At 41.2% G+C, this 20,066-nt stretch carries 14 protein-coding genes; 11 read left to right on the top strand and 3 right to left on the bottom strand.

Annotated elements, in window-relative coordinates; translation table 11 throughout:
- The first annotated feature begins 297 nt into the window (after nucleotides 1–297).
- Complete coding sequence (locus tag AC1F2U_RS12940; protein WP_480261477.1) at nucleotides 298–1,500, top strand: AAA family ATPase; 1,203 nt, start codon at nucleotides 298–300, stop codon at nucleotides 1,498–1,500.
- 9 nt (nucleotides 1,501–1,509) lie between these two features.
- On the opposite strand, the gene AC1F2U_RS12935 is transcribed toward AC1F2U_RS12940, so the two are convergent.
- Both AC1F2U_RS12935 and AC1F2U_RS12930 read right to left on the bottom strand, forming a co-directional pair.
- Nucleotides 1,510–2,382, bottom strand: a complete 873-nt coding sequence (locus AC1F2U_RS12935) for a response regulator (RefSeq protein WP_480261475.1) — start codon at nucleotides 2,380–2,382, stop codon at nucleotides 1,510–1,512.
- A 124-nt stretch (nucleotides 2,383–2,506) separates the two neighbouring features.
- Nucleotides 2,507–4,486 (bottom strand): scytonemin biosynthesis sensor histidine kinase, encoded by a 1,980-nt coding sequence (locus AC1F2U_RS12930; RefSeq protein WP_480261505.1) that lies wholly within the window; start codon nucleotides 4,484–4,486, stop codon nucleotides 2,507–2,509.
- Nucleotides 4,487–6,148: 1,662 nt separating this feature from the next.
- On the opposite strand from AC1F2U_RS12930, the gene scyA reads away from it, so the two are divergent.
- From scyA to scyF, 6 genes are all read left to right on the top strand, one after another.
- Nucleotides 6,149–8,026: a scytonemin biosynthesis protein ScyA gene (gene scyA, locus AC1F2U_RS12925; protein WP_480261474.1), complete on the top strand. Its 1,878-nt coding sequence runs from the start codon at nucleotides 6,149–6,151 to the stop codon at nucleotides 8,024–8,026.
- Between the two features lie 311 nt (nucleotides 8,027–8,337).
- Entirely contained in the window at nucleotides 8,338–9,399 is a 1,062-nt protein-coding gene (scyB, locus tag AC1F2U_RS12920) for a tryptophan dehydrogenase ScyB (RefSeq protein ID WP_480261473.1), read from the top strand.
- A 25-nt stretch (nucleotides 9,400–9,424) separates the two neighbouring features.
- Nucleotides 9,425–10,393: a scytonemin biosynthesis cyclase/decarboxylase ScyC gene (scyC, locus tag AC1F2U_RS12915; RefSeq protein WP_480261472.1), complete on the top strand. Its 969-nt coding sequence runs from the start codon at nucleotides 9,425–9,427 to the stop codon at nucleotides 10,391–10,393.
- 104 nt (nucleotides 10,394–10,497) lie between these two features.
- On the top strand, nucleotides 10,498–11,757 hold the full coding sequence (locus AC1F2U_RS12910) for a ScyD/ScyE family protein (RefSeq protein WP_480261471.1): 1,260 nt from the start codon (nucleotides 10,498–10,500) through the stop codon (nucleotides 11,755–11,757).
- 157 nt (nucleotides 11,758–11,914) lie between these two features.
- Complete coding sequence (locus AC1F2U_RS12905) at nucleotides 11,915–13,288, top strand: ScyD/ScyE family protein (RefSeq protein WP_480261469.1); 1,374 nt, start codon at nucleotides 11,915–11,917, stop codon at nucleotides 13,286–13,288.
- 171 nt (nucleotides 13,289–13,459) lie between these two features.
- Nucleotides 13,460–14,656 (top strand): scytonemin biosynthesis PEP-CTERM protein ScyF, encoded by a 1,197-nt coding sequence (scyF, locus tag AC1F2U_RS12900; protein WP_480261468.1) that lies wholly within the window; start codon nucleotides 13,460–13,462, stop codon nucleotides 14,654–14,656.
- Nucleotides 14,657–14,660: 4 nt separating this feature from the next.
- Here scyF and AC1F2U_RS12895 read toward each other — a convergent pair whose 3' ends face one another.
- Nucleotides 14,661–15,086: a hypothetical protein gene (locus tag AC1F2U_RS12895; RefSeq protein WP_480261467.1), complete on the bottom strand. Its 426-nt coding sequence runs from the start codon at nucleotides 15,084–15,086 to the stop codon at nucleotides 14,661–14,663.
- Nucleotides 15,087–15,462: 376 nt separating this feature from the next.
- Between AC1F2U_RS12895 and AC1F2U_RS12890 the strand changes: the two genes are divergently transcribed.
- The 4 genes from AC1F2U_RS12890 to AC1F2U_RS12875 are packed head-to-tail and all read left to right on the top strand — an operon-like array spanning nucleotide 15,463 to nucleotide 19,712.
- Complete coding sequence (locus AC1F2U_RS12890; protein WP_480261466.1) at nucleotides 15,463–16,752, top strand: glycosyltransferase family 4 protein; 1,290 nt, start codon at nucleotides 15,463–15,465, stop codon at nucleotides 16,750–16,752.
- Nucleotides 16,753–16,770: 18 nt separating this feature from the next.
- Nucleotides 16,771–17,862, top strand: a complete 1,092-nt coding sequence (gene tyrA, locus AC1F2U_RS12885) for a bifunctional chorismate mutase/prephenate dehydrogenase (protein ID WP_480261465.1) — start codon at nucleotides 16,771–16,773, stop codon at nucleotides 17,860–17,862.
- 12 nt (nucleotides 17,863–17,874) lie between these two features.
- The gene (locus AC1F2U_RS12880) at nucleotides 17,875–18,519 is read left to right on the top strand and encodes a DsbA family oxidoreductase (protein WP_480261464.1); all 645 of its coding nucleotides are present in this window, start codon (nucleotides 17,875–17,877) and stop codon (nucleotides 18,517–18,519) included.
- Nucleotides 18,516–19,712: a 3-dehydroquinate synthase gene (locus tag AC1F2U_RS12875; RefSeq protein ID WP_480261462.1), complete on the top strand. Its 1,197-nt coding sequence runs from the start codon at nucleotides 18,516–18,518 to the stop codon at nucleotides 19,710–19,712. The genes AC1F2U_RS12880 and AC1F2U_RS12875 overlap by 4 nt, the downstream gene beginning before the upstream one ends.
- Nucleotides 19,713–20,066 lie beyond the last annotated feature (354 nt).

Genomic DNA, 20,066 nt, shown 5'->3' with positions numbered 1-20,066 from the left:
ATCAACTAGAAATCTGCTGTAAGTCTTCATCTACAGACGGCTAACTAGTGCAGGTACATCAATCGCTAAAAATAAACAGTCACTTACCGATTGGTTTGTCAAAAAAGTTGACACAAGTAGTTATTTTGTAATACAGTGTACTACAATAGTAATGAGTTAAATTAAAAAGACTTCTTCGCCAGTACAGTGGAAATAAAATTACCATTTACACGCAATTAGTTGATATTACGAGAAAAAATTTTCAAAACTTTCTACTTAACACAAAATAACTTAATTAACGCTGCATAACCGATAAATATGGATTTTGACTATTTTAGAAGCAATGAAGGCACTCCTACAAATAATACTCGGCAAAGCTTACTTGCTTGCGGTTGGCGACCGTTTAATCGAGAATTAGACTGGGGGTTTTTGTGGCAACTGTTGTACAGTGACTCCCGCGAATTAAGTCAAAAAAGTTTGAATTTGGCGAGTAATATTGCCGATCTTTTAGGACGAAATAATTATGCTTGGTGGGCTAATTTATTAAGTGTTGTATCTGATAATACCCGTTACGAAGTTGAAAAGTTTTGGAATTACATCACGCCAGATCCTCAATCACCAGATCATCGCTACAAAGATGTTTTGAGTACGGAAACACCTATTGTGCAATTTGTCAGTCGTAGTAGCATTCCGATTGATTATGTACTGAATCGACTGCAAGAAATTACTGTACTGCGAGTTTTAGGTGTATTGGGTAATCCTGATATTATTACTCAGTATTACTCAGAAAGAGATTTTTACTTTCCTATAGAGAAATTTGTGAGCTGGGAACGCTTAGACGTTATTAATACTGTTTACGCTTACTGGTCTAAATATGACATTTGGTTGCAAATCGATCCCTACGATCGCGGCCGACGACAATATACTTTAATGGCGAAAAATCTCGCGCCACTAATTAACAAAGCAACTTACGACTTAGCAGTGATGCTGAGTGGATATCAAAGTCGTGTAGGCAAAGTTCATAGTCAATTTAACATTCGGACATTTCCCGCAGATATCCAAAACTTTACTGATTCTGTACAGCAAGCGATTTTAAATCAAAACCAGTTAGCTGTTGTTGTACATGGGCAACCAGGTACTGGTAAAACAGTCTGGACACAAGCAGTAGCAAAAGAAATTCTTGTACCTTTAGGGTATGTAATTTTTATTTTAGATCATGATGCGATCGCTAATTTTGTCCCACCTACTTACATAGAGCGCATTTGTATCGTTATTAACGAAGCTGATAATCTAGCGCAAAATCGAGCTTCGGAGGTAGCGCAATATAATAACAAAACCGAACACATTCTGAGTTTGCTAGATGGCACTTTGTATCAGAGTGTAATTGATGACTCTGGTATTCAGATGCAGCAACGGTTAGTTATCTTGATGACTTGTAATACTACTGAAAGATTAGATCCAGCCATGTTACGTAAAGGTAGGGTGGATTTAATATATGAGTTTACACAACTATTTGTATAAAATCTACTTTCACCACAGTTTCACCTGTTTTTGCGATACAAGCTGATGCTCTTTGCGCCAAGCTTGGGGAGGTAAACCGTGATGTTGGCGAAACTGGCGGGAGAAATGAGACACATCCTGATAGCCTAATGCTTTCGCTATCTTCTCGACTGTGTGATTATTATTTTGGAGTAAAAAACAAGCTTCCGCCATCCGGCGTTTGACAATCCAGCAGTTTACAGTCTCTCCACTTGTCTCCTTTACGCGGTTAGTTAAGTAAGCTGATGAGTAACCAACAGCAACAGCCACATCACATAAAGTAATTCCTTCATGATAATGGGCTTCGATAAAGTCGAAAACTTCTTTTAATTGCGGAATGTTGGGAAAGATTGACTTAGGAGGAATGTTGACTTCTTGATCAAAGGCGACGGCAACACCGGAAGCGATCGCTGTAGTATTATCTGTAAATACTGATTTTGCAGCTTTCTCGAATCGAATATTGCACCAGTATTGGAGAGTAGCTTGCTTTTCTAAGCGAGTAGCGATCGCTCTGAGCAATTCGTCTAGTGTCGAGGGTTTGCTAAGATAGTCATCTGCTCCCAATTCCATAGCTTTGCGAACATCTGCTCTGGTACTACTGCCAGTCAGAAAAATGAAAGGAATAATTGCTGTCAGAGGATCTTGGCGTAGCGTAGTTAAAACGTTATAACCATCCATATCGGGCATCGTGATATCGCAAATCACCAAGTCGGGTATACGCTTTTGTGCTTGATGGACGCCAGCAAGACCGTTGTCAGCACCTATTGTATCAAAACCTTTAGCCTCAAGACCCTTTAAATAAAGATTGCGAGTAACGTTATCATCTTCAATAACGAGAATTTTCTTTGACGATTCGGACATCATTTTTTATTACAATAAACTTTTGCAGAAGCTAATTACTAGACTCTTTTGTGACGTATCTAAATAGACTCGTTCCGAGAGTTATGATTGTTAAGTTTTTAATTAACAACTATCTTCATTTCAACACTCATAACTCGGAACAGGTCAACTCTGATTTGATTAATGGCAGCATTACAGTAAACGTAGTGCCGACATCAACTTCACTTTCTACAGAAACTTGACCATGATGTAAATCTACAAGGGTTTTAAGAATCGATAGCCCTAGTCCAGTTCCAGGTATATGATCGATATTACTACCACGGTAAAATGGTTCAAATATTCGTTGTTGATCTACTACTGAAATACCGATCCCCTTATCTTTGACTTGGAAAACTAATTTTTCATTTTGGCAAGATAGTTCTAAGTTAATTGTCAGATTCGAGGGAGAATACTTAATCGCGTTATCAAGCAAATTCTTCAAAATCGGCTCTAACAGTTTTTTATCTATATAGGCTGTTAAAGAGTTATCTTGACTGACAAAGTTAATTGTTTTTTGGCTAACAATCATCTGCATTTGTGCAACTAAATCCTCACAAAACTGAACTAATTCAAGCGGTTTTGGCTCGAAGTTTAATTTTGCTGATTCTGCTTTAGAAAAGAATAAAATATCATCCAACATCAAGCTCAGTTGTTCGGTGGCTTTTTGAATATGATCGAGTAATGGTTGGATTTTTTTCTGTGTACGTTTGTCTACTTCTTCTTTAAGTAAGCTATTAGAAAATGAGACAATATTCAGTGGAGTTCGGAATTGATGGCAAACCATAGAAAGAAAACGCGCTCTAAGTTCGCTAAGTTGTTTGGCTTGTTCTAAAGCTTGGTTAAGCCCTAATTCTGCATATTTGTAATCAGTAATATCGATACCTGCAATCAGTTCGACTGGCTTTCCTCCAAAATCCAGCCCTCCATCAAGCTTGGCAACTGCACAAGCTAGCCAGCGCTCCGTGCCGTTTTTTGTTAAAATATTCATCTCCTGGTATTCAAAATCAGTGGCTTCATCCTGCTTACGTATTTCCCTGCGTTTTTTGCTCTTAATCAGTCGGCGAAGATCGAAACCCGTTAGCAGTTCCTCTTTTGTATAGCCAGTGAGTTGCTCTACTGCCGGATTTACATAGCAAAGCCGCGTACCTTGAATCAGAAAAGTGCTGGCATCTGTCGTTTCTGCTAAAGTCCGAAATCTAGTTGCGTTCAGTCGTAATGCTTCTTCAGTCTGTTTCGATTCAGTAATGTCCCAAATACTCCACACTCTCCCAATAATTTTACCCTTAAGCAATTGAGGTTTAGAATAGTGCGCAAAAACTCTTCCATCTTTTAACTCTAGAATGTCGTAGCTCTCGAAATCAGATTGGCTAGACACTTCCCAAATCAGCCGACTAAAGGCTTGTGGATCTTTAAGTTGGTTCTCAAAAAATGCTTTGCATCGAGGACATTTCTTAGATAGTATTAGGGATTCTGGGATTTGCCACATATCCACAAATTTCTGATTCAAACTCAGAATATCTCCCTCAAAGTTAACTGCAACAATACCAATGGCAGTAGACTCAAGAGTAGAACGAAGTAAAGAAAGAGATGTTTCTAGTTCTACTTCTTTTGCCTTGACTTGAGAAAATTCTTGTTGCAAATTGTCTTTGGCATCTTTTAATTCATTAGTCCACTTTTGCACGCTCAATTCTACTATTTGATCAGTTTTCTCACGAGCAAAGGCACAGCCAAATTCCATATCTTGGTGTTTTACATAGTTCATGGATATTTCTACCAGAAATATCCGACCTTTTTTTGTTCGATAGCGAGATTTAAAGGTAAGGGAACCCTGCGAGCTAATATCTGACCAATTGTGCAGAGCAAAATCTACATCTATATCATGCAGCCTCATAGACAGTAATTCCTCACGGGAATACTCAGTCATCAGACAAGTGGCATCGTTGACGTAAAGAAACTGCGCGTTTGCTCCTAAACAGAAGGCAGCATCTACAGCGTGATTTATTAGAAAGTGAGCAAACTTCATCTCTATTTCTGGTTGTAGTGCCCATTGATTGTTCGATCTAGCTAGTGTATATTCGCCAGAATTCATATTCATACTTCCTCCTGGTAATCAATCAGCACCATTCCCATTAATGAGTTAATAGTCATAACTTACTAAAATTTTTGGTGTACTGTTCGGCTGTTAAAAAATAAAATTAGTTAGGATATTATAAAATATTACTAATTAACTTAATAAAAATTATCATACCAAAAAAATGTAAATTATTAAACTAAATATTCCTAAAATAACTAAATTTTTTTTAAAAATTTTATTGGCTTAAACAGCTTTTTATAGCAATACAATATTTAGGCAAATCAAATCTAGATTAGCCAATCAACCTTATAGATTAAGAATTTTGAACTCTTATCTAATAAGTAGAAAAGATATTTTAAATTTAAACTCGCTCTGCACCAAAACTAATTCATAGATATCTCCACAAATTAAATATGCGTTACCAATAACTCTTGTAGAGACGTAGTACTGCTACGTCTCTACAAGAGTTCACCAACCTAAAATTCCTGGGTTTCCACGGAGAAAGGTTAAAGGATAAAAATTTTTATACTTTAATATTTTCTTTACCAAGGACTTTGGCGGACTACTCGTGTAGATTCGTTTGATTTTCAACATAAATGAATTTGCAGTGCTGAACCTGGCTTAAATGAATAAACTTCAACTTATCAATTCATTTTCTTAATTTATCTTAACTTACTCTTTCAGGGATTTAACTATACAAGAATATGCTTGGTCATCCGTCGTAAGAAGTACATTCGTATTAACGCTATACGTAGGAATTACACACTGCATTGTATATTTTTTGTCAAACATAAAGTTTGTACCCGTGTATTAGGTATATACTGCTGATTTATCTATTATCAAAAACACTTTTTTAAAAATATTCATGTCCTGAATGCTTTGTCATCTGTCAAATGAAATATAAAAAATTAAAAAATAATGTCTTTATCGTTACAAATAATTGACTCAAGGAGTTTTTGGTGGCAATATAAAGACCGCTAAATCGCCTCATGCTTAAATTTGGATAATTAAGTTGTGTAAGTTATAAAGCAAAAGAATTGACAACTAAATCAAAAGATTTCCTATTGCAAATTTGGTAATGTGCCGCTTCTGCGATCGCAAAATATCAATCTTTCAGGTGACTGAGTTGCAAATGTCACAATCACGAAAAAAGCAAAAGAATTGACACATACATCAAAAGATTTTTCATTGCAAATTAGTTTTTTATTGTAGCGGACAAGAAACTCACCAAGCGTTTATTAATCAGATCGGTGCTATTAAAGCTAGCTATATTAAGTTCTGTAAAGATTATGAGACACGCTTAACTTCGGGTTAGTTACCAGTTTCTACACTTTTACACAACTTACTTTTTTCCCGCCGATCTACTTAAGTACTATAGTCATCATCATAGAAGCGAAAAATTTGACACCCCCATCAAAAGATTTTTGATTGCACCATAGTCTTCATCTCCTTTATTCTGACCGTATGAAGCACAGCCTCAACTGTTGTATGCTTTTGGTCAAAATTTTTTGGTACTGCGCTCACAAGCATCAATCAGCAGCAATCAACCATTTCTACTATCGTCCAAGCTAGGTCATAGCTGTAGTAAACAACAGAGTCGTTTGTATTAAATATTTCTAGCGCTGTGATTGTAAACTAAAAAGCCTTTGTGTAACTTTCTAAAATTACGTGAAACCAATGAGTCAAAACTATACTGGTTCAAATCCTCTCATCACCACTGAGCCATACAAAGAACTTCCAGCAAACAGATATGTAGAATCTGTGTCTGACTCCCGCCAGCTTGATGAATCGGAGAATAATGGGGGAATTCAGCCTTTTTTAAACGATGAAATAGCTCCAACACTCTCAGTTGCCGATGCGATCGCTCAAATGTTGGAAAATTTGGGAGTAAACTACGCTTTTGGTGTCGCTGGTGGTGCAATGGCCAGCCTTTGGGGTGCGCTATCCAATAGCAGCATAGAGGTGTTGAACTTCCGCCATGAAGCCGGAGCAGCCTTTGCAGCGACCGAAGCTTACTTTGCCAATAATCGCCCGACTGTAGTTTTTACCACAGCAGGGCCGGGGATCACCAACGCCCTCACCGGGTTATTTGCGGCTCGTGGTGAAGGTGCAAAGGTGATTTTGTTGTCGGCTTGCACCTCCGCACCGCAGCGTGGACGTTGGGCTATTCAAGAAACCAGCACTTATACATTGCCAAGTGGAGGGATTTTTACCCCAGGAGCGTTATTCAACTATGCAATCACGATTGAATCTGCGGCTCAATTACCGCAGATTTTTCGTAAATTGGCTTTAGCTATGGCGCAACCAGGCGGATTTGTGGCCCATTTGAGCATTCCAACTGCTGTGCAAACAAGTTTAGTTGAGAATATAGCTTTACCCCAGCTAGATATTACTCCGTTTCCGATGACTGCTTCCAAAGAAGCGATCGCTAAATCTGTAGAGTTATTATCATCTGGCCCCTTTGCTATCTGGGTTGGTTTCGGTGCGCGTGATGCAGCAGAGGAAATCCTTGAACTCGCTGAAAAAACCGGAGCAGCCGTTATGTGTTCGCCTCGTGGTAAAGGTATTTTCCCTGAAGATCATCCCCAGTTTGTGGGTGTCACAGGTTTAGGGGGTCATGCTTCCGTTTTAACTTATATGGAACAGCAACCTCCACTACGCACCCTCGTATTAGGAACCCGTCTTGGCGAACCGACTTCTTTCTGGAGTTCGGCGCTAGTTCCAAAAGGAGGTTTTGTCCATGTTGATATTGACCCAGAAGTGCCAGGTGTAGCCTATCCCCACGTTGAAACTTTTGGAGTTCGCTCTGATATCAAAGCTTTTGTGAAAGAGTTGTTGCAGCAATTGCCGGATGCTCCTGATTCCACAACGTCGCTACCTCGTCCAGAACACAAAGCAATTGAACCTGCTACAGAGGTAGATTATCCAGTGCGGCCAGAAGTATTGATGGCAGCAATTCAAAAAATAATTGTTGAAGAAACCGATGCCGTAGTCATGGCGGAGTGTGGTAACTCGTTTACTTGGTCAACGCATCTACTCAAATTTGCCGAAGCCAATCGTTACCGAGTCAGTACCGGAGTTGGCGCAATGGGTCACGCCGTTACCGGAGTATTGGGTGCAGCGCTGGCCAGCAAAAGCAAGGCTGTAGGGATTGTCGGCGATGGAGCAATGCTGATGAATAACGAAATCAGCACAGCCGTGAAATACAAAATTCCGGCGATTTGGATTGTACTCAACGATGCGCGTTACAACATGTGCCATCAAGGGATGAAAACCTTGGGATTAAAAGGCGCGGATGCAACACTTCCACCAACAAATTTTGCCATGATTGCTCGTGGGATGGGAGCAGAAGCGATCGTCGTCGTCAGAGAGTCGGATATTGAAGCCGCATTAGAACAAGCGATCGCATCAAATGTTCCTTTTCTCATTGATGTAGTGATTGATGCCGATCGCCCAGCACCTTCTGGCGGACGCAATAAGAGTTTGGCAGCACAAGGAGTTAAATCAAGTGCCGCGAAAAATCCAGCCAAGCAGGTATCATTTCCAATGGTTTGATTTTAAAAGTTTGCAATTTCATTCAATTGTTATAGACACTAAAACACTGCAATAAAGCGGAATTTACAATGCAGTTTGGATTAGTTAATTCAGTAAAAGAGAAAGGATGAGTTTAGAAGTGATAAAAGCTTTATTTTAGTCAAAAACTCCACTCAAAAAGCTGGAATCTAAAACTTCTTTTTTTAAACTCTAAGTTTTTTCTTTACTCCATCTAATCTTAATGTTCGAGAGTAGTTTTGTGTCTATATATTTACACTTTGTAATGTTCATTACTTTCTCTAAACAATTCCAACCGATATCAAGAGGACAAGATGCTGCTATTTGAAACTGTTAGAGAAATGGGTCATGAACAAGTTCTATTTTGTCATGGTAAAAATCCTGAAATTAAGGCAATTATTGCTATCCATGATACGAGCTTGGGCCCAGCAATGGGAGCGACAAGGCTATTACCTTATGTCAACGAAGAAGCTGCTTTAAAAGATGCGCTTCGTCTCAGTCGTGGGATGACATATAAAGCTGCCTGTGCCAACATTCCGGCTGGTGGCGGTAAAGCAGTAATTATTGCTAATCCTGAAAATAAAACAGACGAGCTGCTGAGAGCTTACGGACGTTTTGTTGATAGTTTAAATGGACGTTTTATTACCGGGCAAGATGTCAATATTACTCCTAACGATGTGCGGACAATTAGTCAAGAAACTAAATATGTCGTTGGCGTATCAGAAAAGTCCGGTGGCCCTGCTCCGATAACATCACTAGGAGTTTTTCTCGGAATGAAAGCCGCTGTAGAATCACGTTGGCAGAGTAAAAGACTTGATGGCATGAAAGTTGCAGTTCAAGGATTAGGGAATGTAGGTAAGAATCTCTGTCGGCATTTACACGAACATGATGTCCAGCTTTTTGTTAGTGATGTAGATCCAGTAAAAGCGGAAGAGGTAAAACGGCTTTTTGGTGCAACTGTTGTAGAACCAAGCGAAATTTACTCACTTGATGTAGATATATTTTCTCCTTGCGCTTTAGGAGGAATTCTTAATAGCCATACAATTCCTTTTTTGCAAGCAAAAATTATTGCTGGTGCAGCTAATAATCAATTAGATAATGAGCATTTGCATAGTCAAATGCTTGCCAAAAAGGGGATTCTTTACAGCCCTGATTATGTAATTAATGCCGGAGGGCTAATCAATGTTTACAACGAAATGATTGGTTATGACGAAGAAAAAGCTTTCAAGCAAGTGCATAACATTTATGACACCCTATTAGCAATTTTTGATATTGCTAAAGCGCAGGAAGTTACTACTAACGATGCTGCCAGACGATTAGCAGAAGACCGAATCAACAATAGTAAGCGAACCAAAACTAAAGCGATCGCAGCTTAACTATTATTATCTTCAGGAGTGAGAAGTGGAAAAAAATACCTTTGCTACATCAGCTTATATTGCGACTTCACCAGAAAGCGCCTTTGACTATCTTTGTAGTTTAAAGAATTTAGATGAATGGACGCTTTACAGCCGGATGAAAGAGCAAATTGACGAAGATACCTGGCTGGGAACTGCGTCTGGTTATCACAAAAATCTTTACTATCACGTTAAAAAATTAGAAAATCCACTTTTCTACGGCATTGAGTGGCACTGTGGATTAGAGTATCAGAAATATTTTCAGGTTTACCCTGTCTTGCTATTTCCCACCGACTACATAGAGCCGGGAACAGATGAAAAAGGTGTGTATTTTCACTGGTTGAGCTTTGTCGATCCCAAACGGCAAACTCAGATGATTATGCAGGGAATTCACACCGTACACACTTCTGAATGTCGTTCTCTAAAAGGTAATTTGGAACGCAAAGCTGGTCTGACCTCAGCAGCCAAAGGAAGCCACTTTATTGATACAGACACCATTTATGTTGATGCCCCAGTTGAAATTGGTATTGAATACCTAAAAGACCTAAAAAATGTAGATGAGTGGGCACATTTACTGCGACCAAATGGCGATATTACTTCTGAATCAGGTGAATTCAAAGATGAATATGACCAAAAAGTAAAAGTTTCTGTGCGAGTTCATTCGTTGAGTAAATATTACTTACTTGAACAGGAACACTATTATCCAGATTACGAATATTATCAGCGTTCTGTAGCGTTATTGATTCCAACCGCTTACGCTTTCGCCGATCCAGAAGCCTCTGGTTTCATCCTACATCGAATCACATTCTGGAAAACAGATGGAACTGTAACCCACGGCAAACTTCAAATTGAAGACTATGGCGCTGAGAGCATGAACATTAAACGTTTGCTCGAAGCCAAAGCTGGCAACCTCAAATCATTTGACCGAGGAATGAGCTATCTGCCAAAAAATCAAGAATCACTAGTTACTAACTAAAACCTCAGCGTTCCTCTGCGTTTGCCTTAGCGTCCCTACCCTACGGGAAGGCGAAGCGCCTATGCGTTTCCCTCAATTCCACAAGATTACCTGTATTGCAACACATGAAACTCAAGCCACTTACTATTACTATCCTCACCTTTTGTGTTGCCGCTTTTTCGGGAATGAAAGCTGCCTCAGCTGCATCATTTTCAGTAATCGCCGACGGGCTATATAATGCCGGAGGACTAAGCTTTAGCCCTGATGGTAATCTCTATGTTACAGAGGCGGGAATCGGGGGAAGTGGCGCTTGCGTCCCACCAGCAAGCGGTCAAGGTGACTCTTTATGCTATGGCACAAGTGGGGCAGTTACCAAAATCGAGAATGGTAAAACCGAACGCATACTTACAGGACTTTCTTCCATAGCCTTACCAGATGGTAGTGGAGCCGGTGGCCCTCGTGACATCCAATTTGATGCTACAGGTAAACCTTATGTTCTGATTGGGTATGGGGCGAATCCAACCTTTCGCGATCGCAATTTAGGTAACACTGACCTCGGTAAAATCATTGCTCCCGACTTTAAAACCAATTCCTGGACGAGTGTTGCTGATTTAGCTAACTATGAACTCGCCAATAATCCCGATGGTGGTGATGTCGGTAGCAATCCCTTGGGTTTTGTAATAGATGGCAATAAATTGGTTGCAGCTGATGCGGGTGCAAACGACTTACTCAGCGTCAATACTGACGTTAGTAATTTGCAAGCTATTACTACCTTTCCCGAAGACATATTAACTAATCCCGTCTTTCCACCTTCTGATACCCCATCCAATGAACCGGCACAGGTGCCATCTCAAGGGGAAGTGGTGCGATCGCAGTTTGCAACTCAACCAGTACCTTCAGGTGTGGCAAAAGGGCCTGATGGTGCTTATTACATCAGCCAATTTACTGGTTTCCCTTTCCCAGAAGGCGGGGCAAAAATCTATCGAGTCGGTGCTGATGGGAAATCATCAGTCTTCGCTGATGGTTTTACCCAACTCACAGACTTGCAATTCGACCCTGCGGGCAATTTATATGCTTTGCAATACGCCAATCAGTCAGCCTGGAAGGGTGATTTTGATGGTTCTGTCATCAAAATAGCTCCCGATGGCACACGCACAACTCTTCTGAGTGGCAATGGATTAGAGTCGCCTAGCGCCCTGACTATTGGTGCTGATGGTGCAGTATACGTCACCAACCGAGGCGATCGCCCAGGACTTGGACAAGTTCTCAGAATTGAAAATAGCAAGTCTATTCCTGAACCTGATTCTGCTTTAGGTGTATTAGCGATCGCTGCCTTGGGCGTTGGTTGGTTGCACAAAAAGAGAGAGCTACCAAACCTCCCATAAATAGAGTCGTGGCGCTCAAATAAAGAGTTTCAAACCAATATCACTGCCACTCAATAAAGGCATTATTTGCCCAGCGTTTTTTAAAGACTAGGATTCGTTGTCTTTAAAACCATAAAAGTTTCCACAAACAAATTATTTAACTCTAATCTCCAAAGGTATGAAACTCAAGTCATTTGCTCTTACATCTCTTACATTTTGTTTTACCGCTATTTGTGGAACACTATCTGCACAAGCTGCAACATTAACAACTATTGTCGATGGAGTTAGTAATGCACGGGGGGCTAGCTTTGGCCCTGACGGCAGCCTCTACGTAGCAGAGCCAGGTATCGGAGGAAACGGGAATTGCCAGCCATCTCCGAGTACCCTGTTTCAGCCTATCTGTGCTGGTAATAGTGGTTCACTAGTCAAAGTTTCACCAAACGGCACAAAACAACGTCTACTTAATAACTTTCAGTCTCTAGCAGAGCAACCCACTGGCAACCAAGGTGCTGGTATTCAAGACATACAATTCGACTCTAAAGGAAATGCTTATCTGCTGACTGGGTTTGCTGGTTATCCAGGAAACCGCGATCTAGAAACACTTAACCTTGGTTCTAAATCCCCTATCCCACCACAACAACTTGCTACTTTCCCGCCATCAACACCCGATAAAGTTTTGAATACGCCGCTTCTAGCACAACTATACCAAGTTGACTTGAACACCGGATCTCTCAATAGTATTTTTGACTTTGCCAAGAATGAAATCACCAAAAATCCAGACAAAGGGGATGTAGTTACCAATCCCTATGACCTGGCTATTAGTGGCGATAATGCTTATGTGGTTGATGGGGGCGGGAACACTGCTTATAAAATCAAGCTTGACGGAAGTAAGTCCGACGCGATCGCAATTCCTAAAAATACTATTAGTAAGTCAGATTTGCCACCAGGATTACAATTACCTCCTGGGCTATTAGAGGAGCTTCCAGGAGGAAAAATAGCAATTCAATCAGTACCTACAGGTGGCGCAATTGGCCCCGATGGAGCTTTATATGTTGGTGAATATACGGGTTTTCCTTATCCAGAAGGTAAATCACGGATCTTCCGCATTGGCGAAGATCAAAAACCAGAAGTTTTTCTCGATGGCTTTACGCACATCACCGACCTAACCTTTGATGAAAAAGGTGATTTGCTCGTCTTACAGTTCAGCGATACCTCCCAGTTAGGGGGTGACATCACAAATCTACCTGGATCTCTCATCCAAGTTGCTCCTGACGGCACTCGCACAACACTTGTTGCCGCAGGTCAAGGGCTAGATTCGGCTGATGGAATTGATATTGGCCCTGATGGCAAGATTTATATTACCAATCGCGGTGTCGGCCCACGGCGAGGAGAGGTTGTTCGGGTGGATGGTGTCGTTGTCGAAAAAGTCCCCGAACCTGGTTCAGTAGTCGGCTTACTAGCACTTGCTAGTGTAGGGGCAACTGCTGCTTTCGCCAAGCGCAAACGCCAAGAAAAGTTGGGTGAATTGCTAACCGAAGCAGAGACTGTCTAATCCCTCTTTACCTGACACCAGGTAAAGCTTACAGAATAGGCTGCTGCCCAAGAGAGAAAGTTGCATTTCCAATAAGAGGCAGCAGCCCAAATTTCAAGGTTCCCAAACTAGGACGGGGAACGAAATTAGTCTAGGAACGAGTATAACTTATACAACCAGGACTTAAAACTCATGGGATTAGTCAAAAATTTGTCAATTGGCATTCTCGGTACTGGATTCATGGTCTTGGCAGCAGCAGCCCAAGCCAAAGCTGTAACATTAACTTACGACAGAAGTATCGGCAGTCCTGGCTTCGGCCCTGGGCAACTGTTTGTTCCCCAAGGTATAGCGGTAGATAGCCAAGGCAATACCCTTATATCTAACGGACGCGGTGTTAACCCGGATGGTACTCCTAACTACAACCTCGGTGACAAAATTGAAAAATTTAGTCCAAGCGGTCAGTATATTGGAGCAATTGGCTCCGGCGGTACAGGGCCCGGACAGTTTGACGAGCCAACAACTGTAGACTTTAATCCCGTAACAGGGGATTTGTATGCAGGTGATGTTTACAACAACCGCATCAATCAATTCGATTCTCAGGGTAACTTTATTAGATCCTTTGCAAATGGACAATTTACCGGTCTCATAGAGGGTAGATTGTTTTTTGGGCCATCTGGTGTGACATTTGACAAAGCTGGCAACGTTTACGCAGGTGATTTTAACGGCGAAAGGATCTTTAAATTCACACCTGACGGAAAACAAATTGGTGTCATTGGTGGCACTGTTGGCACTGCACTTGGGCAATTCCAAGGTGTAGCAGGTGTAAGAATTTCCCCAGTTAGTGGAAATATCTTTGTAGCTGACCAGTATAACAACCGCGTTCAGGTACTCGATCCAAATGGTAAACCTCTGTACACATTTGGTTCAGCAGGTAGCGGGCCTGGACAGCTTCTTCAGCCAATTGGCATCGAAGTGGACGACCAAGAGAATGTTTATGTAGCTGATTCTATCAACAGCCGCGTTCAGGTATTTGATAAAAACGGTAAGTTCTTGACTTCCTACGGTCAACCAGCCCTAGATGCATCAGGCAACCCTGTACCGCCTCCAGCGTTAACTGGCCCTCCTTTTGGCAATCCCCTCGACCTGACACCAGGCAGATTTAACTGGACGGGTGGTACAACCCTCAAAGATGGCAAGCTTTATGTAGGCGATTTCTTCCAAGGTCGCGTCCAAGTGTTAAACGTAGGGGGCAGAAGGCAAGTACCAGAACCTAGTTCAGCATTGGGTTTAGCATTGCTTGGACTTGGGGCTGCTACCGTCACATTGCGGAAACGTGGGCAACAAAAGCCAGTCTTCAGTTTAGAGAAGACGTTGCAAAAACAGTGCTAAGTTCTCATGATTGAGTACCAGTAAAGTGACCGAATCCGAGTTCAAAGACTGAAGTTCCGAGTTCAAAGGCTGAAGTTCCGAGTTCTAAACCTGAAGTTCCGAGTTCAAAACCTGAAGTTCCGAGTTCAAAACCTGAAGTTCCGAGTTCAAAGGCTGAAGTTCCGAGTTCAAAGGCTGAAGTTCCGAGTTCTAAACCTGAAGTTCCGAGTTCAAAGGCTGAAGTTCCGAGTTCAAAGGTCGAAGTTTCGAGTTCAAAGGTCGAAGTTTCGAGTTCAAAGGCTGAAGTTCCGAGTTCAAAGGCTGAAGTTCCGAGTTCAGAGGCTGAAGTTCCAAGTTCAAAAGCTAAAGTTTCGAGTTCAGAGGTTGAAGTTTCGAGTTCAGAGGTTGAAGTTTCGAGTTCAAAGGCTGAAGTTCCGAGTTCAGAGGTCAAAGTTCCAAGTTCAAAAGCTGAAGTTTCGAGTTCAGAGGTTGAAGTTCCGAGTTCAGAGACTGAAGTGGATTAAACAAAATCTAAAACTCTGTTTCGTGGGGTGCGTTATGCCCTAATACGGTTCGGTTAACGTTTTCATATTTTAAAGATCCCCCAACCCCCCTTAAAAAGGGGGGCTTCTAAGCCTCTTGTATCCCCTTTTGAAGGGGGGTCGCCGCAGGCGGGGGGATCTTAACCGAACCGTATTGCGCTATGCCCTTGGGTAACACACCTTACGAAAATTTCAGGTCATTAAATCTGGAATAAGGGAGATAAAAACTGGATAACACTAAATAAAGCCAACATTATCAAGGCGCTTTTAGGACATTAACGGTTAATGCACATTCTGATTTATTCATACAACTACCATCCAGAGCCAATTGGTATTGCACCTTTGATGACTGAACTAGCAGAAGGGCTGGTGAAGCGAGGGCATCAAGTGCGGGTAATCACAGGTATGCCTAACTATCCTCAGCGTCAGATTTACGATCGCTATCGGGGTAAGTTATACGTTACTGAAGAGAAAAATGGTGTCAAAATTCAGCGTAGTTACCTGCGGATTAAGTCTAAACCTAACCTTATAGATCGGCTACTGCTAGAGTTGAGCTTTGTCTTTACAAGTTTGCCACAAGCTCTCAAGGGTGAGCGACCTGATTTAATTCTCTTAACAGTGCCACCGTTACTCGTTTGCTTACCTGCAACCTTAATAGCTTGGCTATACAATTGCCCAGTAGTGCTGAACGTGCAAGATATCCTCCCGGAAGCTGCTGTGCGTGTTGGGCTAATTAAGAATAAGTTGATGATTCAAGCTCTGGAAGCTTTAGAAAAATTTGCCTACCGAACTGCACATAGCATTAGCGTGATTGCCGATGGTTTTGTAGATAATTTAATAAATAAAGGTGTACCTGTTAATAAAATTGCCTGCATTCCAAATTGGGTAAATCTAAATTTTATCCGCCCTTTACCGAAGGAGAATAACTCCTGGAGAGCTTCCCATCAACTCGATGGTAAATTTGTAGTACTTTATTCAGGTAATATTGCTCTCACCCAAGGTTTGGAGACAGTTATAGAAGCAGCAGCTGGCTTGCGTCATATTAATGATATTGTCTTTGTCGTAGCCGGCGAATCTCAAGCCCTGGAAAGGTTGCAAAAACATTGTCTTGCTTGTGGGGCAGATAACGTTTTGCTTTTACCATTGCAACCGCGAGAAAAACTACCGCAAATGCTGGCAGCCGCAGATGTCGGGTTGATTGTGCAAAAGCGCAATGTGATTTCCTTCAATATGCCTTCTAAAATACCACTGCTGTTAGCCAGTGGTCGCCCAATTGTCGGTTCAGTTCCCGCCACTGGTACTGCTGCCAAAGCTATTCGAGAAAGTGGCGGCGGTATTATCGTTAAGCCAGAGTCAGCAGATGCTTTAGCCACTGCGGTATTGGATTTATATAATCAGCCGGAACTAGCAGCAAAATTAGGGCGTGAAGGAAGAAAGTTTGCCGTAGAAAACTACTCCTTTGAGCAAGCGCTAGATCGGTATGAAGAGTTATTTTATGATGCGATCGCCAAAGGAGCAACAACTTTGGATATCTTGCCAGAATTGAGTTCTAAGGAATCACTTGTTGATATTTGAAAATTGGGGACAGGAAAAATGCCTTTGAAATCCTCTGATTCAGATCGACTGAAAAAAACTGACCAAAGGTTGATCGCCTTATTGAGCGATCGCATATCATTATTAGCAGCATCAGAACAACCTTCTCTAGATGAGCAACTGGCTGATGTCGCTCCCCTACTCGCTCAAGCTGGTATTCCTGAGTCTGTTTGGACAGGTGTGCTAAATAGTTGTCATGCTACTCTAATTCCTAAATATAAAACAAATCATGTCAGTCCCCGACAAATTACCATCATCGGTGGACGCGGCAGGATGGGAAAATTATTTAAAGAGCAGCTTTCGCTAGTAGGTAATAATGTTAGCGTCCTCGAATACGAGGATTGGGAATACGCAGAGCAACTATTAAGTCAGACAGAACTAGTTTTAGTCAGCGTTCCTATTGAACATACAGTTGATGTTATCAAGCGTGCAGCTAAATACCTCGCTCCAACTACCGCTTTGTGTGACATTACGAGTATTAAAACACAGCCAACTCAAGCAATGCTCGAACACCATTCCGGCCCAGTCATGGGTTTACACCCAATGTTTGGGCCAAATATAAAATCGTTTTTTGGACAAAAAGTAGTAGTGTGTCCAGGTCGAAACGATGATTCATTTCAATGGTTTTTAGACTTTATTAAAAGCCAAGGTGGAGAGTTAATTGTTTGTACGCCTGAAGAACACGATCGAATAATGGTGATTGTGCAAGCAACGCAACATTTCTGTAGATTTAGTCTTGGCGTTTTCTTAGCACAAGCAAAAATCGATATACAGCAGAGTCTAACAATGTCAACTCCTAACTACCGTCAAGAAATTGACATTGTTAAACGTTTATTTTCCCAAAACCCTCACTTATGTGTGGATATTATGCTCGCTACAGAAGAAAGGTGTGATGCAATTAGCTTTTTAGCTGATACTTATAGCCGTTTGGCGAAACTAGTAGCAAAGAAAGACAGAGACGCATTAATTCAAGAATTTGAAAAGGCTCAAAGTTTTTTTGAAGATAAAATCAACAATTTTATCCAGCCTTTAAATACGATGGCTATTAAACGAGATTTTCAACCACAAATACACACAAATATTAGCATTTAAATAAACAAAAATATGCTGATAGATATCTTTCATGATACCGTTTGCCCTTGGTGCAGAATTGGCAAAAAGCATTTGTTTGATGCACTGGCACAACATCAAGAACAAAAAGTGCATATCCGTTGGCATCCTTTTCTTTTGGACAATACTGTTCCCGCAGAAGGATACGAATTTCGCAGTTTTATGCAAAATAGAAAAGGTATGAAAGCGGAAGAAATACAACAGATATTTGATAGTACGCAACGCGCAGGTGAGGCGGCTGGAGTTAAGCTAAATTTTGATAAAATCCGTTTGGCTGTCAATACTAAGCTTTCTCATCAACTGATTGCACTTGCACCCACAAACGTAAAAAACGATGTCGTCGAAGCTATTTATCAAGCTTATTTTGAAGACGGTTTGAACATTGGAAATATTGACGTTATTGTTGCCATCGGTACAGCGTATCAGATGAATGCTAGCGAATTAAAGTTGCAATTAAACAATCGTGCAATGAGTGATGCAGTTATTGCTGAATCAACATTTGCTCGGTTAAATGGCATCAACAGCGTGCCGTTCTTCGTTATCAATGACAAAGTTAAGGTAAATGGTTCTCACTCGGTAGAGGTGTTCCTAGAAACTTTGAATCGTGCTGCACTTTTAGATATACCTGCAAAAATATGATAGTTGACATCAAGCAAAAAAGTAGATTAATTCATCAACGTGTTTCGGTTACTTTTAACTACGAAGTTTACTTCACCCAAAATTTATTTGAGTTGAAAAATCCTACCTTAGCTCAAGTGATTGGTGCGGATGAGGAGACAAAGCCGAAGAAATTAGTTGCAGTGATAGACGCAGGAATATTAAAGTCTCAACCTGAATTGGTAAAGCAATTAGTCGCGTATACCAAGTTTTATGCAGAGGTACTAGCGATCGCAGCTGAACCGATGATAATTTCGGGAGGAGAAGCTGCCAAAAACAATCGCACTTTATTAGAGCAAATCCAGCAACAGATTGAAACCGCTGGATTATGTCGCCACTCTTACATATTAGCGATCGGGGGCGGGGCGGTATTGGATTTGGTAGGATACGCTGCTGCAACTGCTCACCGGGGAATCCGCCTAATTCGGATTCCAACAACGGTGTTAGCGCAAAATGATTCTGGGGTTGGCGTCAAAAACGGCATCAATGCCTTTGGTAAAAAGAACTTTCTCGGCACATTTGCGCCACCTTATGCAGTTATCAATGACTCTGCCTTTTTGACAACTCTAGACGATCGCGATTGGCGTTCTGGGATTGCAGAAGCAGTCAAAGTGGCGCTAATTAAGGATGCTAGCTTTTTTGATTTTATCCACTCTCACACCGCAGCTTTGAGGCGGCGAGATATGGATACTATGCAACAGGTTATCTATCGTTGCGCTCAGTTGCATTTAGAACATATCGCCAATGGCGGCGATCCTTTTGAGATGGGTTCGTCTCGTCCCCTGGATTTTGGACATTGGGCGGCTCATAAACTGGAGCATTTGACAAATTATCGCTTGCGTCATGGCGAAGCTGTTGCGATCGGTATTGCTTTGGATAGCACTTATTCTTATTTGGCAGGATTGCTGGATTGTTCGGAGTGGCAACGAATATTAAATACTTTATCAGCGTTGGGTTTCACGTTGTATGTGCCAGAACTGGCTGATAAATTATCACAATTGGAAGATCCTAATTGTTTGTTTCGGGGTTTGACTGAATTCCGCGAACATTTGGGGGGAGAGTTGACTTTGACGCTGTTAAAAGGGATTGGAAAAAGAATTGAGGTTCATGAGGTGGATTTGTTTTTGTATCGGCAAGCAATATCGCTGTTGGGGGAATTGAGGGGGGAATTTTAAACGCAAAGGAACGCTGAGGGAAGCGCGGAGTAACGCAGAGGTTTTATGAGACGATTTACTACTTTTGGGGGAGGCGGTTTTTTTTAATAGTGTTGTTGGTAAATGTACTAGAAAAGCAGTATAAAAAGCGAATAAATTGACACCCAATCGAAAAATTATTCAATGTCTTATCTGCTTGATATCTAGTATTGTTAAGGAAGAAGCAAAAAGTTTTTGATTACATCTTTTAAAAAGAATATGTTGACTTAGATTGAGAAAAAATTATCTAAGTCTGTTCTAGGTTTGAAAATAACTACTAATAATGATTAATGGTTGCTGCTTAATGATTGACTAACAAATATTCTAGAGAAATTA

This window comes from Nostoc sp. LEGE 12454, assembly GCF_056620565.1.
Note: the sequence above shows the minus strand (reverse complement) of the source record. Positions and strands in the feature narration are given on the sequence as shown.